This is a genomic window from Burkholderia sp. Nafp2/4-1b (assembly GCF_003635165.1).
In the GTDB taxonomy this organism is placed as follows: Bacteria; Pseudomonadota; Gammaproteobacteria; order Burkholderiales; family Burkholderiaceae; genus Burkholderia.
On the sequence record NZ_ML058606.1, the window covers coordinates 290,450 to 307,506 of the forward strand.

13 protein-coding genes and 2 tRNA genes are annotated in these 17,057 nt (G+C 64.2%); 13 read left to right on the plus strand and 2 right to left on the minus strand.

Features of this window, described 5'->3' with window-relative positions; all coding sequences use genetic code 11:
* Window positions 1-10 precede the first annotated feature (10 nt).
* The 10 genes from C7H84_RS17280 to C7H84_RS17330 all read left to right on the plus strand — a co-directional run bounded on the left by C7H84_RS17280 (window position 11) and on the right by C7H84_RS17330 (window position 10,578).
* Window positions 11-2,245 carry a bifunctional (p)ppGpp synthetase/guanosine-3',5'-bis(diphosphate) 3'-pyrophosphohydrolase gene (locus C7H84_RS17280; protein ID WP_121859906.1) on the plus strand — a complete coding sequence of 745 codons (2,235 nt, stop codon included), beginning with the start codon at window positions 11-13 and terminating at the stop codon, window positions 2,243-2,245.
* Between the two features lie 98 nt (window positions 2,246-2,343).
* Window positions 2,344-2,420: transfer RNA gene (locus C7H84_RS17285), tRNA-Val, on the plus strand.
* Between the two features lie 272 nt (window positions 2,421-2,692).
* Window positions 2,693-4,600, plus strand: a complete 1,908-nt coding sequence (gene thrS / locus C7H84_RS17295; RefSeq protein ID WP_121859907.1) for a threonine--tRNA ligase — start codon at window positions 2,693-2,695, stop codon at window positions 4,598-4,600.
* A 49-nt stretch (window positions 4,601-4,649) separates the two neighbouring features.
* Window positions 4,650-5,174: a translation initiation factor IF-3 gene (infC, locus tag C7H84_RS17300; RefSeq protein WP_121859908.1), complete on the plus strand. Its 525-nt coding sequence runs from the start codon at window positions 4,650-4,652 to the stop codon at window positions 5,172-5,174.
* 189 nt (window positions 5,175-5,363) lie between these two features.
* Window positions 5,364-5,561 (plus strand): 50S ribosomal protein L35, encoded by a 198-nt coding sequence (gene rpmI / locus C7H84_RS17305; RefSeq protein ID WP_004191477.1) that lies wholly within the window; start codon window positions 5,364-5,366, stop codon window positions 5,559-5,561.
* A gap of 30 nt (window positions 5,562-5,591) precedes the next feature.
* A complete protein-coding gene (gene rplT / locus C7H84_RS17310) occupies window positions 5,592-5,951 on the plus strand; it encodes a 50S ribosomal protein L20 (protein WP_004192938.1) in 360 nt (119 codons plus the stop codon).
* 148 nt (window positions 5,952-6,099) lie between these two features.
* Complete coding sequence (gene pheS / locus C7H84_RS17315; RefSeq protein WP_050012469.1) at window positions 6,100-7,113, plus strand: phenylalanine--tRNA ligase subunit alpha; 1,014 nt, start codon at window positions 6,100-6,102, stop codon at window positions 7,111-7,113.
* Between the two features lie 95 nt (window positions 7,114-7,208).
* Window positions 7,209-9,638 (plus strand): phenylalanine--tRNA ligase subunit beta, encoded by a 2,430-nt coding sequence (pheT, locus tag C7H84_RS17320; RefSeq protein WP_121859909.1) that lies wholly within the window; start codon window positions 7,209-7,211, stop codon window positions 9,636-9,638.
* 72 nt (window positions 9,639-9,710) lie between these two features.
* Entirely contained in the window at window positions 9,711-10,097 is a 387-nt protein-coding gene (locus C7H84_RS17325; RefSeq protein WP_040144036.1) for an integration host factor subunit alpha, read from the plus strand.
* A gap of 67 nt (window positions 10,098-10,164) precedes the next feature.
* A complete protein-coding gene (locus C7H84_RS17330; RefSeq protein WP_121859910.1) occupies window positions 10,165-10,578 on the plus strand; it encodes a MerR family transcriptional regulator in 414 nt (137 codons plus the stop codon).
* Between the two features lie 77 nt (window positions 10,579-10,655).
* Here C7H84_RS17330 and C7H84_RS17335 read toward each other — a convergent pair whose 3' ends face one another.
* Window positions 10,656-12,866: a hypothetical protein gene (locus tag C7H84_RS17335; protein WP_121859911.1), complete on the minus strand. Its 2,211-nt coding sequence runs from the start codon at window positions 12,864-12,866 to the stop codon at window positions 10,656-10,658.
* Between the two features lie 357 nt (window positions 12,867-13,223).
* Complete coding sequence (locus C7H84_RS17340) at window positions 13,224-14,060, minus strand: tyrosine-protein phosphatase (RefSeq protein WP_346428385.1); 837 nt, start codon at window positions 14,058-14,060, stop codon at window positions 13,224-13,226.
* 371 nt (window positions 14,061-14,431) lie between these two features.
* Here C7H84_RS17340 and C7H84_RS17345 point away from each other — a divergent pair, with 371 nt between their 5' ends.
* The 3 genes from C7H84_RS17345 to bamC all read left to right on the plus strand — a co-directional run bounded on the left by C7H84_RS17345 (window position 14,432) and on the right by bamC (window position 16,724).
* The gene (locus tag C7H84_RS17345; protein ID WP_121859913.1) at window positions 14,432-15,145 is read left to right on the plus strand and encodes a methyltransferase domain-containing protein; all 714 of its coding nucleotides are present in this window, start codon (window positions 14,432-14,434) and stop codon (window positions 15,143-15,145) included.
* A 152-nt stretch (window positions 15,146-15,297) separates the two neighbouring features.
* Window positions 15,298-15,374: transfer RNA gene (locus tag C7H84_RS17350), tRNA-Pro, on the plus strand.
* 141 nt (window positions 15,375-15,515) lie between these two features.
* Window positions 15,516-16,724 (plus strand): outer membrane protein assembly factor BamC, encoded by a 1,209-nt coding sequence (gene bamC / locus C7H84_RS17355; RefSeq protein WP_121859914.1) that lies wholly within the window; start codon window positions 15,516-15,518, stop codon window positions 16,722-16,724.
* Window positions 16,725-17,057: the final 333 nt, after the last annotated feature.

The window sequence follows — 17,057 nt, forward strand, 5'->3', positions numbered from 1 at the left end:
AGGCCGTGCAATGACCGAATCCGTTTCCGCTTCTTCCGTCGCGGCGCCGTCGTTCGACGACGTGCTCGCGTTCGTGCGCGAGCGGGCCGGCGACGCGCGCCTGTCGTCAGGTGAGCTGCTCGCCGATCACTCGGCGGGCACGGCATCGATCATGCGCACGCTGAACGTCGATCCGCACGCGATGCAGGCGGCCGCGCTGTTCGTGCTGACGCCGCACCTGAACGATCCCGAACGGGAGCTGACCGAACGCTTCGGCGAAGAGGTCGCGCGCCTCGTGTCCGACGTGCGCAAGCTGCTGCGGCTCGGCACCGTCAGCCTGCGCGCCGCGCAGAACGCGAAGCCCGACACCGGGCGCGACGCGGCCGAAGAGCGGCGCACGCAGATCGAGGCGCTGCGCAAGATGCTGCTCGCGTTCGCGCAGGACATCCGCGTGGTGCTGATCCGGCTGGCGTCGCGGCTGCAGTCGTTGCGCTACTACGCGGCGGTAAAGATCGATCCGCCGCCCGACGTCGCGCGCGAGACGCTCGAGATCTACGCACCGCTCGCCAACCGTCTCGGCATCTGGCAACTGAAGTGGGAGCTCGAGGATCTCGCGTTCCGCTTCGAGGATCCGGTCACCTACAAGCGCATCGCGAAGCTGCTCGACGAGAAGCGCATCGAACGCGAGGCGTACGTCGCGCAGGCGATCGAGCGGCTCCAGCACGAGCTGGCGGAAGCGCACATCCCGGCCGACGTGAGCGGGCGGCCGAAGCATATCTACAGCATCTGGCGCAAGATGCGCGGCAAGGAGCTCGACTTTTCCGAGCTGTACGACGTGCGCGCATTCCGCGTGATCGTGCCGGACATCAAGGATTGCTACGCGGTGCTGGGCATCGTGCATCACTTGTGGCAGCCGGTGCCGAAGGAATTCGACGACTACATCTCGCGCCCGAAGCCGAACGGCTACAAGTCGCTGCATACGGTCGTGATCGGCGACGACGGCCGCGCGTTCGAAGTGCAGATCCGCACGCAGGAAATGCACCGTTTCGCCGAGTACGGCGTCGCCGCGCACTGGCGCTACAAGGAAGCGGGCGCGCGCGGCTATGGCGGCCAGTTCTCGGCGAGCGACAAGTACGACGAGAAGATCGCATGGCTGCGCCAGCTGCTCGCGTGGAAGGACGACGTCGAGGACGGTGGCGAGGTATCGGGCGACCAGGCGTGGGCGCAACTGCGCGAGACGTCGCTCGACGACGACCACATCTACGTGCTGACGCCGCAGGCACGCGTGATCGCGCTGCCGCAGGGCGCGACGCCGGTCGATTTCGCGTACCACCTGCACAGCGAGCTTGGCCATCGCTGTCGCGGCGCGCGCGTCGACGGCGTGATGGTGCCGTTGAACACGTCGCTCGCGAACGGCCAGACGGTCGAGATCGTCGCGGTGAAGGAGGGCGGCCCGTCGCGCGACTGGCTGAACCTGCAGCTCGGCTACCTGAAGAGTCCGCGTGCGCGGCAGAAGGTGCGTGCGTGGTTCAACTCGATCGAGGCGGAAGAGAACATCGCGCACGGTCGCGCGCTCGTCGAAAAGACGCTGCAGCGCGAGGGCAAGACGTCGGTCAACCTCGACAACCTCGCCGCGAAGCTGGGCTTCAAGTCGCCCGACGAGCTGTTCTCGGTCGTCGGCAAGGAAGAATTCAGCCTGCGCAACGTCGAGCAGGCGCTGTCCGATGCGCCGCCGCCCGAGCATGCGCCCGAGGCGCCTGCCGATTTCGAGAAGCGCAGCAGCGGCGCGAGCGTCGCGCACGGCGCGTCGACCGGCGTGCTGGTGGTCGGCGTCGATGCGCTGCTGACCCAGCTTGCGCGTTGCTGCCGGCCGGCGCCGCCCGACCCGATCAGCGGCTTCGTGACGCGCGGCAAGGGGATGTCGATCCACCGCAGCGACTGCCCGACGTTCCGGCGGATGGCCGAACGGGCACCGGAGCGCGTGCTGCAGACCACCTGGTCGGCCGACGTGCTGGGCGGGCGCGGCGTGTCCGTCTATCCGGTCGACCTGATGATCGAGGCGAGCGACCGGCAAGGCCTGTTGCGCGACATCTCCGAAGTGTTCGCACGCGAGAAGATGAACGTGGTGGGCGTGAAGACGCAGAGCCGCCGCAATGCGGCATTCATGCAGTTCACGGTCGAGGTGTCGAATTCGGCACAGGTGCAGCGGGCGTGCGCGCTGCTCGGCGAAGTGTCGGGCGTCGTGCGCGCAGGGCGGAAGGCGTGACGCTGTGTAACGGATGGGGTTGGAACAGCGTTCTTTTGCTGCGACTGCATAAAACACTTGCCAAGTGAGCAACCGCTCCATATAATCTTAGCTTCACTAGGCTCGTAGCTCAGCTGGTTAGAGCACCACCTTGACATGGTGGGGGTCGTTGGTTCGAGTCCAATCGAGCCTACCAACGAATTGAGAATGCCCGGCTTCCGGGTGTTCGATGCAGTAAATAACTCAACGCGAACAAGGCGAATACGGTTATGACACCGCGAACGTTGACCGAAACCCTTTCGGAGCGACGCTAGTCGAGGAACGTTTTCGTCCTTTCAGTTTGAGTGAAGTATCGAATGCGGCCCCTCGAAAGCGGGGCCGCATTTTTTTTGTCGCGAAATTTTCGCGCGTGACTTGATATCGCGTGCTTTTGGTTTGCCGCCCACTGTCGGCATCACGGAGATTGCTATGGTTTCGATACGCTTGCCTGACGGCTCAGTTCGACAATACGAGCATCCGGTGACAGTTGCCGAGGTTGCGGCCTCGATCGGTCCCGGCCTCGCGAAGGCTGCGCTTGGCGGCAAGCTCGACGGCGAGCTCGTCGACACGTCCACGGTCATCGATCGCGACGCAGCGCTTGCGATCGTCACCGACAAGGACGCCGACGGTCTCGACATCATTCGTCACTCGACCGCGCACTTGCTCGCGTATGCCGTGAAGGAACTGTATCCGGACGCGCAGGTGACGATCGGCCCGGTGATCGACAACGGCTTCTACTACGACTTCTCGTACAACCGCCCGTTTACGCCCGAAGATCTGGAAAAGATCGAAAAGCGCATGCAGGAGATCGCGAAGAAGGACGAGCCCGTTACGCGCCGTGTCGTGTCGCGCGACGAGGCGGCCGGCTATTTCCGCAGCATCGGCGAGAAGTACAAGGCCGAGATCATCGAATCGATTCCGCAAAGCGACGAAATCAAGCTGTACTCGCACGGCGGCTTCACCGACCTGTGCCGCGGCCCGCACGTGCCGTCGACCGGCAAGCTGAAGGTCTTCAAGCTGATGAAGGTCGCGGGCGCGTACTGGCGCGGCGACTCGAAGAACGAGCAGCTGCAGCGCATCTACGGCACGGCCTGGACCAAGAAGGAAGACCAGGACCAGTACCTGCACATGCTCGAGGAAGCGGAAAAGCGCGACCACCGCAAGCTCGGCAAGCAGCTCGACCTGTTCCACATGCAGGAAGAGTCGCCGGGCATGGTGTTCTGGCATCCGAAGGGCTGGGCGCTGTGGCAGCAGGTCGAGCAGTACATGCGCCGCCGCGTGAACGAAGCCGGCTACCTCGAGATCAAGACGCCGATGATCATGGACCGCTCGCTGTGGGAAGCGTCGGGCCACTGGCAGAACTACCGCGAGAACATGTTCACGACGGAGTCGGAGAAGCGCGACTACGCGATCAAGCCGATGAACTGTCCGGGTCACGTCCAGGTGTTCAAGCACGGCCTGCGCTCGTACCGCGACCTGCCGCTGCGTTACGCGGAATTCGGCTCGTGCCACCGCAACGAGGCGTCGGGGGCGCTGCACGGCCTGATGCGCGTGCGCGGCTTCGTGCAGGACGATGCGCACATCTTCTGTACGGAAGACCAGTTCATCTCGGAATCGATCGCGTTCAACACGCTGGCGATGAGCGTGTACAAGGACTTCGGTTTCGATCACATCGACATCAAGCTGTCGCTGCGCCCCGAGCAGCGTGCGGGCACGGATGAAACGTGGGATCGCGCCGAGCAGGGGCTGCGCGACGCGCTGACTGCGTGCGGCCTGTCGTGGGAAGAGTTGCCGGGCGAGGGTGCGTTCTATGGCCCGAAGATCGAATACCACATCAAGGATGCGCTCGGCCGTTCGTGGCAGTGCGGCACGCTGCAGCTCGACATGGTGCTGCCGGAGCGCCTCGGCGCCGAGTACGTCGCGGAAGACAACAGCCGCCGCCGGCCGGTGATGCTGCACCGTGCGATCGTCGGTTCGATGGAGCGATTCCTCGGCATTCTGATCGAGCACCATGCGGGCGCGATGCCCGCCTGGCTCGCGCCGTACCAGGCAATTGTGCTCAATATCGCCGAAAGTCAGGCCGAATATGCACAATCTCTGACCCAAACGTTGCAAAAACAAGGGGTTAGAGTGGCGGCCGATTTGCGCAACGAGAAGATTAGCTATAAAATACGCGAGCACACGCTGGAAAAGGTGCCTTATCTCCTCGTCGTGGGCGATAAGGAGCGTGATGCGCAAACGGTAGCCGTGCGTGCCCGTGGCGGCGTCGATCTTGGCGTTATGCCGGTCGAAGCCTTCGTTGAGCGTCTGCAGGAAGACCTGCGCTCGTTCAAGTAACCGCCCTGGCAGCGCGGCTCGTTTTTTTAATTTTTAGAGGAAACGTAACATCGCTACTGATAAGTCGTCGCATCGCATCAACGGTGAAATCACTGCGCCGGAAGTGCGTCTGGTCGGGCTCGAGAACGAACCGCTCGGTATCGTAAAACTCGCTGATGCTTTCCGTAGATCGGAAGAGCTGGACGTTGACCTCGTGGAAATCGCGCCGCAGGCCGTTCCGCCGGTCTGCCGTCTGATGGACTACGGCAAGTTCAAGTATCAGGAGTCCAAGAAGCAGCACGAAGCGAAGCTGAAGCAGAAGGTCATCCAGGTGAAGGAAGTCAAATTCCGCCCGGGTACCGATGACGGGGATTACAACGTCAAGCTCCGCAACCTCGTGCGCTTCCTCGAAGAGGGCGACAAGACGAAGATCACGTTGCGTTTCCGCGGCCGCGAAATGGCTCACCAGGAAATCGGTATGCGGATGCTTGAGCGTCTGCGCACGGATCTCGAGGAAGTCGGTCAGGTCGAGCAGATGCCGAAGATGGAAGGGCGCCAGATGATCATGGTGCTCTCGCCGAAGAAAAAGAAGTAACGAGCCGGCGCGCCACGCGCGCGGGTTCGACAGTGGTTCGGTGCGTGGCCCGGTCAGGGCGGCGCGCCAACAACGACGGCGGCTGCGCAAGCGGGCGCCGTACACAAGTGGACTGGGTTTCGAAGGGCGGGTCAAGGGCGCAAGCCAACCGCACACCCATCGCCATCTAATAAACTGGAGTTGTTCGTCATGCCTAAGATGAAGACCAAGAAGAGTGCTGCAAAGCGCTTCGTGGTGCGTCCGGGCGGTACCGTCAAGCGCGGTCAAGCCTTCAAGCGTCACATCCTGACCAAGAAAACCACGAAGAACAAGCGTCACCTGCGCGGCGCAACGGCAGTTCATGATTCCGATCTGAACTCCGTCCGCGCGATGCTGCCGTTCGCGTAACCCCTCAACTGATACTCTAAGGAGAGAAACATGCCTCGAGTCAAACGTGGGGTAACCGCACGGGCCCGCCACAAGAAGATCATCAACCTGGCCAAGGGTTATCGCGGCCGTCGCAATAACGTCTACCGCATCGCCAAGCAGGCGGTGATGCGCGCTGGTCAGTACGCGTACCGCGATCGCCGCAACAAGAAGCGTGTGTTCCGCGCACTGTGGATCACGCGTATCAACGCGGCAGTTCGCCAGCATGACATGACCTACAGCGTGTTCATCAACGGCCTGAAGAAGGCGTCGATCGAACTCGACCGTAAGGTCCTGGCCGACATGGCGGTGTTCGACAAGGCTGCTTTTGCTGCGATCGTCAAGCAGGTGAAAGCCGCCGTTGCAGCCTAATTGCGAAATTAGCACTGCGTGGTTAGTTGCAGCGAGGTTCCGGTAGTCTCGGCCGCTGCAGCGAAAACGGGGCTCTTCCGAGCCCCTTTTTTGTTTGGTGGGCGGATTCGCTCGCCAAGACCGAATGACGTTGGAAATGATGGGATCTATGGATCTGGACCAGATTGTCGCCGACGCGCAGCAGTCCTTCGAACAGGCTGCCGACATCACCACGCTCGAAAACGAGAAAGCACGATTTCTCGGCAAGTCGGGTGCGCTGACCGAGTTGCTCAAGGGCCTCGGCAAGCTCGATCCCGAAGCACGCAAGACCGAAGGCGCACGCATCAACGTCGCGAAGCAGCAGGTTGAAGCCGCGCTGACCGCCCGTCGCCAGGCACTGGCCGACGCGCTGCTGAATCAGCGCCTCACTGCCGAAGCGATCGACGTGACATTGCCGGGTCGCGGCGCCGGTGCCGGCAGCCTGCACCCCGTGATGCGCACGTGGGAGCGTGTCGAACAGATTTTCGGCTCGATCGGTTTCGACGTGGCCGACGGCCCCGAAATCGAGACCGACTGGTACAACTTCACGTCGCTGAACAGCCCGGAGAACCATCCGGCGCGTTCGATGCAGGACACCTTCTACGTCGAAGGCAAGGATGCCGACGGCCGCCAGCTGCTGCTGCGCACGCACACGAGCCCGATGCAGGTGCGTTATGCGCGCATGAACCGTCCGCCGATCAAGGTGATCGCGCCGGGCCGCACGTATCGCGTCGACAGCGATGCGACCCACTCGCCGATGTTCAATCAGGTCGAGGGGCTGTGGATCGACGAAAACATCAGCTTCGCCGACCTCAAGGGCGTCTACACCGACTTCCTGAAGAAATTCTTCGAGCGCGACGACATCCTCGTGCGCTTCCGTCCGTCGTATTTCCCGTTCACGGAACCGTCGGCCGAGATCGACATGATGTTCGAGCACGGCAAGAACGCCGGCAAATGGCTCGAGATCTCGGGCTCGGGGCAGGTGCATCCGACCGTGATCCGCAACATGGGGCTCGATCCCGAGCGCTACATCGGCTTCGCGTTCGGCAGCGGCCTCGAGCGCCTGACGATGCTGCGCTACGGCGTGCAGGATCTCCGGCTGTTCTTCGAGAACGACCTGCGTTTCCTGCGCCAGTTCGCATAACGCACGCGCCGCGCCGACATGTGCCCGCGCACGCCCCGTCGCACGATGAGACGGGGCCCGGGCGTCGATCTAACCTGTTTCGAACGTAGACATCCATGCAATTCCCTGAATCCTGGTTGAGAACCTTTGTCGACCCGCAGCTGACGACCGACGAACTGTCGCACGCGCTGACGATGGCGGGGCTCGAAGTCGAATCGCTGAGCAACGCTGCGCCGCCGACGTCGAAGATCGTCGTGGGCCGCGTGCTCGAAGTCGTCAAGCATCCGGATGCCGACAAGCTGAACGTCTGCCAGGTCGACGCCGGCACCGGCGCGACGCTGAACATCGTGTGCGGCGCACCGAACGTGGCGCCCGGCATCAAGGTGCCGGTCGCGCTGGTCGGCGCGGAATTGCCGCCGGCAGAAGAGGGTGGCAAGCCGTTCGCGATCAAGCTGTCGAAGCTGCGCGGCGTGGAGAGCCAGGGAATGCTGTGCTCGGCGCGCGAGCTGAAGCTGTCGGAAGACCACGGCGGTCTGCTGATCCTGCCGGAAGACACGCCGGTCGGCCAGGACATCCGCGATGCGCTCAATCTCGACGACACGATCTTCGAAATCAAGCTGACGCCGAACAAGGCCGACTGCCTGTCGGTGTTCGGCATCGCGCGCGAGACGGCCGCGATCACCGGTGCGCCGCTGACGCCGGTCGATATCCGTCCGGTGCGCGTCGAGCTCGACGAAACGCTGCCGGTGCGCATTGCCGCGCCCGATCTGTGCGGCCGCTTCTCGGGCCGCGTGATCCGCGGCGTGAACGCGCACGCGAAGACGCCGCAATGGATGGTCGAGCGCCTCGAGCGTTCGGGCCAGCGCAGCGTGTCGGCGCTCGTCGACATCTCGAACTACGTGATGTTCGAGCTCGGTCGTCCGTCGCACGTGTTCGACCTGGACAAGATCCACGGCGGCATCGAAGTGCGCTGGGGCAAGCGCGGCGAGTCGCTGAAGCTGCTGAACGGCAACACGGTCGAACTCGACGAAACGGTCGGCGTGATTGCGGACGATCGGCAGGTCGAAAGCCTCGCGGGCATCATGGGCGGCGACAGCACGGCCGTCACGCTCGACACGACCAACATCTATCTGGAAGCCGCGTTCTGGTGGCCGGACAGCATCCGCGGTCGCGCGCGCAAGTACAACTTCTCGACCGACGCGGCGCATCGCTTCGAGCGCGGCGTCGATTACGCGACGACCGTCGAGCACGTCGAGCGCATCACGCAGCTGATTCTCGAGATCTGCGGCGGCAAGGCCGGCCCGGTCGACGACCAGGCAGTGAACCTGCCGCAGCGCGCGCCGGTGAAGATGCGCGTGTCGCGCGCGAACCGCATCATCGGCGTGAAGATCGACGCCGACGAAATCGCGAACATCTTCACGCGCCTCGCGCTGCCGTTCGAGCGTGAGGACGACGCATTCCTCGTCACGCCGCCGTCGCACCGCTTCGACATCGAGATCGAGGAAGACCTGATCGAGGAAGTCGCGCGCATTTACGGCTTCGAGAAGATTCCGGCGCGTCCGCCGGTCGCGACGAGCGAGATGCGCGCGACCAACGAGACGCAGCGTTCGATCCATGACATCCGTCATGCGCTCGCGGCGCGCGACTACGCGGAAACGGTCAACTTCAGCTTCGTCGATGCGGAGTGGGAGCACGATTTCGCCGGCAACGACAACCCGATCCGTCTGCTGAACCCGATCGCGAGCCAGCTGTCGGTGATGCGCACGACGCTGTTCGGCAGCCTGATCTCGGTGCTGCGCCACAACCTGAACCGTCGCGCCGATCGCGTGCGCGTGTTCGAGGCAGGCCGCGTGTTCGTCGCGGATGCGTCGGCGAAGGCCGGCGAGCTGACCGTCGAAGGCTACACGCAGCCGAAGCGGGTCGGCGCGCTCGCATACGGCCCGGCGGTCGACGAACAGTGGGGCGTGGCGACGCGCGCGGTCGATTTCTTCGACGTGAAGGGCGATCTCGAGGCGCTGCTCGCGCCGGCCGCCGCACGCTTCGTGAAGGCCGAGCATCCGGCCCTTCATCCGGGCCGCAGCGCACGCATCGAAGTCGATGGCCGTGCGGTCGGCTGGATCGGCGAGCTGCATCCGCGCCTGATGCAGAAGTACGAGCTGCCGCACGCGCCGGTGATGTTCGAAATCGACACGGATGCGCTGATCGCGCGTGCGCTGCCGGCCCCGACCGACGTGTCGAAATTCCCGCCGGTCCGGCGCGATATCGCCGTGGTCGTCGATCAGGCGGTCGAGGTTCAGGCACTTTTCGACGAAATGAAGAAGGCGCTGGCCGAGGACGCCTGCCGATTCGTTCAGAAGGTTGTACTCTTCGACGAATTTCGTGCAAAATCAAATACTTCCGGTGGTCTTGCGGCGCACGAGAAGAGCCTTGCCTTCCGTGTCACGCTGCAGGACGCGGCTGGCACGCTACAGGACGAGGTCGTCGATCAGGCGATCCAGACGCTGGTCGAGCGGATGGCTCGTGCCGGTGCACGCCTGCGCGGCTAAGGAGAGGGGCCGCCCGTGCGCGGGTGGCTTTTCCCCCTCGCAAGTTTTGGTTTAACGCGCTGTATGGCAGATATGAACGACATGACCTCGAGTGAATTCGAAGCCCTCCTGACGGCGCAACGCAGCGCCATGAACCGCGACGCTTCGGCGCCGGCGTCTGCCGAGACGCCGACGCTGACGAAAGCGGAGCTGGCGGAGCTGCTGTTCGACAGCGTCGGGCTGAACAAGCGTGAAGCGAAGGACATGGTCGAGGCGTTCTTCGAAGTGATCCGCGACGCGCTCGAAAACGGTGAAAGCGTCAAGCTGTCGGGGTTCGGCAACTTCCAGCTGCGCGACAAGCCGCAGCGTCCGGGCCGCAATCCGAAGACGGGCGAGGCGATCCCGATCGCGGCCCGCCGGGTGGTAACCTTCCACGCGAGCCAGAAGCTGAAGGCGCTGGTCGAAAACGGCGCGGAGTAACGATAACGCCCGCGCACTGACGTCTCCGCGCGGCCGCCGCGCACCCTTTACCGACGGTTAACCGACGATGACCACTACGGTTGAGAAAGTCGTCTTGCCTCCGATTCCCGCGAAGCGCTACTTCACGATCGGCGAAGTCAGCGAACTGTGCGGGGTCAAGCCGCACGTGCTGCGTTACTGGGAACAGGAATTCACGCAGTTGCGGCCGGTGAAGCGGCGCGGCAATCGTCGGTACTATCAGCACCACGAAGTGCTGCTGATCCGGCGGATTCGCGAGTTGCTGTACGAACAGGGGTTCACGATCAACGGCGCGCGCAACCGGCTCGATTCGCCGGGCGGCGAACGGGCGGCTGCCGCATCGGACGAGCCGGACGCACCGGCTTCCGAGGCGCGTGCATCGGGCAAGCCGGGTGCAGCGGTCGACGTGATCGCGTTGCGGCAGGCGCTCCTCGATGTGATCGACGGACTGAAGCACGACTGAGCGCGACGCTCGTATCAAGAAGAAAGCCCGCTGGCGATGCGCCACCGGGCTTTTTTCATGCATGCTGGCCCACCGCGTCAACGCGCTGCGAGCGGATTCGGCTTGCCCATGTCGACGACCAGCGTGCCGTCGGGCAGCATCCGCACCGACCCCTGCGCGACCTGGCTGCGGTAGTCGTACAGGTCGAAGCGCATCGGGCCGGCCTCGGCCGAGTTCCGGATCAGCGCGCGCACGTTCAGCTCGAGTACGTTGAACATCTTCATGTCGCCGCCTTCCATCCACATGTAGCTCGGCGCGTCGATCTGCGGCCGCTTCGGCAGCGGTGCATCGGCTGCCCGCCGGAACGTGAGCCGCAGCCCGTCGCGTTCGACCGTCGCCTGGCCGAGCTTGCCGTTCAGCACCGGCGGCGGAAAGACGGTGTACTGATCGAGCACGAGCGTGTCGCCGCGCAGTTCCGCGCCGCGGCGCTGCAGCGGCGTCAGCGACGCGAGCTCGATGCCGAGCGAGCGCAGCAGCGTCGCCTGCGGGATGCCGAGCACCGATACCTGCGACGGCTTGAACGCGAGGTGGCGATCGTCGAGCACCGACAGCGAGCCCTTCATGTCGGTCGGCAGCCACACGCCCGGCACGTGATTCCAGAGCTTGATGCCGCCCTGCACGCGCAGATCCTGGCCGTCCGCGCTCAACTGCAGGTCGTTCAGCGAGCGCGGCGAGTAGTCGAGCAGGTAGTTGTTGAAGAGCGCCGACATCGCTTTCCACGATTCGACGACCGTCCCGCCGAGGATCCGGATGTCGTACTGGTTCGGATCGTCGAGATCGACGGGTTCGCCGGGCCGCTTCGCGATCAGCTGGACATCGAGATCCTCGACATGAAAGCCGATGTCGCCGGATAGGTTGAAATCGACGTTGTGCAGATGGATCGTCGGGTGGCGGTTCGACACGTGCCGTTCGTTGAACGGCGTGGTCGACGTGCGCCGCATCGCGACTTTCTGCATGCCGGGCTGCACCGAGCTGGCCGCGAGCGCAAATGCCTCCCAGTGCTGGCGCGAGTCGCGCAGCGCAGTTTGCTGCGCGGCGAGGAAGCTGTCGTTCAGGCGAGCGGCCGCGTTGCCGAGCGCGGCGCCGCTCGCCGGGCCCGCATACGACGGCATCCGGATCGCCATCGCACCGCTTTCGTCGAAATTGAAATAGCCGGCCGATACCTGGTCGCGATAGTGATACAGGTCGAACACGAAATTCTGGTCGCGCTTGGTCGGATCGACGGGCCCGATCAGGATGTCGGCGTTCATCGGCATCGAGCGCATGAACTTCACGTCGCCGCCGCGGATGTACATCGCCTGTTGCGGCGCGTTCGCGGGCAGTGCGAAGCCGGCGTGCGAGCCGTCGTCGAGCGTCAGGTCGAGGCCGGCCGGCGTCACGCGCAGCGCCGTGATCCTGATTTTCAATCGCGGCGGCGGCATCAGCTTGTCGACCGACATCACGAGATCGTCGCCGGCGAGCCGCGCGATCGGCGTTTCGACCTTCAGCAGGTCGGCCATTTTCACGTTGGCCGCGCGCATCACCGGCTGCGCGTTGATTCCCGACACGCGCACACCGGTCGGGTGGAACACGAGCTGGCTGCCGTCGCGGATCGCGAGCGTGCCGGTCAGCGAAAACGGCACCCAGCCGTCGCGCTGCATCTCGCCTTGCAAATGGATCACGCCGTCGCCGGCCGACACGGCGAGCTTGCGCAGCGGCGCGTTGCGGTAACCGAAGATGTAGGTGTTGAAGAGCGCGGTCAGCTTCGCGTTGTCGAGCGTGACCGCGCCTTCGTGCACGTCGATCTCGAAGCTCGTCGGATCGTCGAACACGATCGGTGCGCCGGCCTGCGTCGGCACGAGCGTCGCGGACAACTGGTGGATGAAGAAGCCGAGGTTGTTGACGATGCGGAAATCGACATCGCGCAGGAACGTCATCGCGCCGTTCTGGCCGGAGTCGCGCAACGTGAACGGGCGCGGTTGCGTGAGGCTGAGCGACGCAAGTGAGGGCACCGTGCGCGCGATCTGCTGTTCATGGGCGAGGCGTTCGGCCTTGGTGCGTTCGATCTTCGTCGCTGTGACCGATGCGTTGCCGTCGCGCTGCGCCGCCGATTCCGCGCAACCCGTGCAGAGCAGCGCGAGCGCGAGCGTGCCGCAGCCGAGCGCGCGGGCGGTGCCGGAGGTCACCGAGGCGGCCGCACGTCGCGGGCCGTTCATCCAGTCGAAAATTGCCAAAGGCGTGCGTTGGCCGCGCCGGACCGCATTCCGCATCGTCTGTCTCCATGTCTTGTCGTGATCGACGCGGGCGCGCGGCCAATGCACGCCGCGGACGTCGATGCGGTGCAGTGTGGCATAGCGCGCTAGAGCGGCGTTACCAAACAGCGGGCGTCCGCCAAGGGCCCCCCGACCCCCGACACGACAAAGGATTCGCGGCGGCGGGGCGGCAAGATCAAACGGTCGTTTGGTTTGGCGGCGACGCGGGCGGCACGTAGTGCGGCGGTGCGGCAGACAGGGCGTCGGCGTGGCCGGCCGCGGGTTTTCGCGCCGGATGAAGGCGGCGTCCGGTCCAGAGCGCAGTCGGCAGGGCGGCGATGGATGTGCTGGGGCCATTGCCGCCTGCAGGGCCGATCAGACCAGCATGCGTTGGCGGATCGTATCCTGCGTCGCCTGGTCGAGTTGCAGGCCGTTATCGATGTAGGACTTCATCGAGCCGTACGACGTCGCGACCTGATCGAATGCCGCCTGCAGATAGGCTGTCTGCGCGCTTTGCAGCGCGGCCATCATGTCGGCCGCATCCTGGCCGCCGCTCTTTTGCGCTTGCGCGACGTAAGCGGCGATTTCCGCTGCGCTGTAGACGTTGGTCAGCAGATAGTCGGCGAGAATCATCTGCTGCGGGACACCGAGGATCGTGTGCAGAATCGCCGTTGCCCAGCCGGTGCGGTCCTTGCCGGCCGTGCAGTGGAACACCAGGTTGCCGCCGGATGATGCAAAGCCGGCGAACAACGCGTGATAGCTCGCATGCGCCGTCTCCGACGTCACGAACGCCCGATACATGCTCTGCATGAAGGCCGTGGCAGTCGCGCCGCTGGTCGGCAGCGGGCCGAGATTGGCAACGCCGAGCACGTTGAGGTTCTGCCAGGTGGCTCCCGTCAACGGCACGTCCGGGTGCGCATGGATTTCGGAAGTCGTGCGCAAGTCGCACACGCGCGTGATGCCGAGCGTATCGATCGTCGAGAGGTCGGCCGCGGACAACTCGAGCGCGGACGACCGGTAGATCAGGCCTTTTCTCATCGCTGCACCGCTGGCGGTGGCATAGCCCGTTCCGTCCGGCCCCGCGGTATCGCGAAAGTTCGCTGCCGAAGCGAGCCGCGGCGTCGTGACTGGGGCGACCGCGATCGAGTCGCCGCCGCACGCGGACAGAAGCGACGCGCTTCCCAGTGCGATGCCCAGCGTGCCGGCACTCAGCCGGAGAAAGTGTCGACGGGAAAATTCGTTTTTATGATTCATTCACTGGCCTTTGTCGAAGACGGTGACAGGAAGTCGCGACCGGGGGGGACCGAAACCGCTGCCCGCCCGCCGCCCGGCGTGGCAACGTGCAGACGTGCCGTATCGATCGGCATGCCGCCGGACATGGGCCGAGCGCATCGATCTCGCGCCGGGTAAGCGCACGGTAGCGATCCTCGATGAAACGGCCATCGTCCTTTTCGATTAGGAAGTGATGCGGATTGCCGGCGCGATTCGCGCAACTTGCCGCACGTGCGATGGCCGCGGCGCGGTAAGATCGGCGTCATGGGCTTGATGGCTCAACGCATGGTGGCCGACACGGGGGAGGCGTCATGGATCTGAAGGAACTCGACGTATTGGGCGCCGATGTCGGCGATCACTGGTACTACGCGTCGAAGGCGAGCGCGATCCGCCGGTTGCTGGGCGCGTCGGGTGCGCACCGGATACTCGACGTCGGCGCGGGCTCGGGGTTCTTTTCAAAGCATTTGCTCGAGCGCACGCAGGCGACGGAGGCCTGGTGTGTCGATACGAGCTACGCCGCCGATACCGACGGCGAGGCGGCCGGCAAGCCCGTCCACTACCGCCGCGCCGTCGATCGGCTCGATACCGATCTCGTGTTGCTGATGGACGTCCTAGAGCACGTCGACGACGATGTCGGGCTGCTCGCGCAATACGTGGCGGGCGCGCCGAAGGGAAGCCGGTTTCTGATCACGGTTCCCGCGTTTCAGTTTCTCTGGAGCGCGCATGACGATTTTCTCGAGCACAAGCGCAGGTATACGCTCGACGGCCTCGAAGACGTCGCGCGTCGCGCGGGCCTCGAGGTCGAGCGCGGCGCATATTACTTCGGGCTCACGTTTCCGCTCGCGGCGGCATTGCGACTGAGCGAACGCGCACGTCGGCAGCCGCGCGAACCGGCGTCGCAATTGCGTCGCCACCACCCGGCCGTCAACGGGTTGCTCAAGCTGATCTGCCGGGCCGAGTTGCCGATGTTCCGGTTCAACCGGGTGGCGGGGCTCACGGTCATCTGTGTTGCGCGCAGTCGGTGAGCGCGGCGTAGATCGGGCGGCGGCGCACGGGTGGCATCGGGCCGCGGTTCGTTCGAATCCGTCGAGGTAGCCAAAAAATTTCGCGGGAACATGCACAAAATGCATGCGACCCGTTCTAAACCGGACAACTGTCTGTTATAATTTTTTTCTTTCGGGGCGTAGCGCAGCCTGGTAGCGTACCTGCATGGGGTGCAGGTGGTCGGAGGTTCAAATCCTCTCGCCCCGACCAGATAAAGAACCCGCGTCAGCTCATGCTGACGCGGGTTTTTTCTTGCCCGTCGCTTTTTTGCACATCGCGGCGCGGCCCCGGTAAAATGCAAGGTTGATCCACGGAAAGCGCCGTGATTTAGCGGAAGAGGATTCCCCGAACATGACTGATCTTCGTCTTACCATGCGGTTCGCTGCAGTGCTCGCCACCGGCGCGCTCGTCGCCGGTTGCGGTACGTCGTCGCCCACGAAAGTGGACTACAAGAGCGATTCGAAATCGAAGGAAGCGTCGCTCGCAGTGCCGCCCAACATGCTCGACGAGACGGCCGATCAGCGTTCGCTGCCGCCGCAGGGCGGCGCGACTTCCCTGTCCGCGCTTCAGCAGGTCCAGCATGCGGCGCCCGCGACGGACACCGTCGCGCCAGCCGTGGCCGGCATGCGTCTCCAGCGCGACGGCACCGAGAGCTGGCTCGTGATCGACGGCAAGAAGCCCGCCGACATCTGGCCGCAAGTGCGCCGTTTCTGGCAGGAGCAGGGTTTCCTGCTCGTGGTCGACCAGCGCGACAAGGGCGTGATGGAAACCGACTGGAACGAAACCCATCCGCAGATCAACGATGGCCTGATCCGCAGCGTGATCTCGAAGGCGATGGGCAATTCGTACGTGACGGCCGAGCGCAACAAGTACCGCACGCGCCTCGACTCGGCGCCGAATGGCGGCACCTACGTATTCATCAGCCAGAAGGGCATGCGCGAGGCGATCACCGGCGCGAGCAACGATTCGAGCAAGTGGGAAGCAAAGCCGAACGACCCCGCGCTCGAGACGGAATACCTGAAGCGGCTGATGGCGGTGCTCGCGCAGAACGAGCAGCGTGCGAAGAACGGCGAGCCGCCGGTCGCGAACATCAACGACAACACGGTGCCGAAGGACAAGAAGGCCGATACCGACGCATCGAAGGCCGCCGCCGCGGCGATCGCTGCACAGAACGTCGCGCGCACGTCGTCGCAGGCGAACGACGTCGATTCGGCGTCGGTACCGTCCGAACTCACGCTGGGCGAGCCGTACGACCGCTCGTGGCTGCATGTCGGTCTCGCGCTTGATCGAGCGAACTTCACGGTGGACGATCGCGATCGCACGAAGGGCCTGTATTTCGTGCGCTATGTCGATCCGAAGGATCTGAGCTCGGCCGAGCAGGGTTTCTGGAGCCAGCTGTTCCATGGCAAGAAGGAAAAGCAGGCGAAGCAGTATCGCGTGAACGTGAAGGCACTGACGTCCGACCAGACGCGCGTGGCGGTCGTCGACGATTCGGGTGCGATCGATACATCGTCGCCGGCCCGGCAGATCATGGGGCTGCTCGTGAATCAGCTGCGCTGATCGCGACTCGCTTCCGTCCTCGAAAAGCCCGCCTCCCGGCGGGCTTTTTTCATGGTCGCCCGTACCGGCCCCGCCCCCGGCCCGAGCGTGCGCGAGATCGTTCGGTCTCTCCCCGTGACGTTACGTAACATCCGAGCGTTACGGCGGCGGAACAGGTGTTACATCGTCATGGCCGTAGAAAATATCCTTATGGATCAAGGACATGTTTTCGAAACTGTGCCTGGCACGCAAACTGCTTTATAAGTTGGAATCGTTGAGACAGGGAGGATGGCGTCGGATAACCGGGCGAGCGTCGCGAGCGCCTGACCAACGGATTCGACGTATTCAGACGCC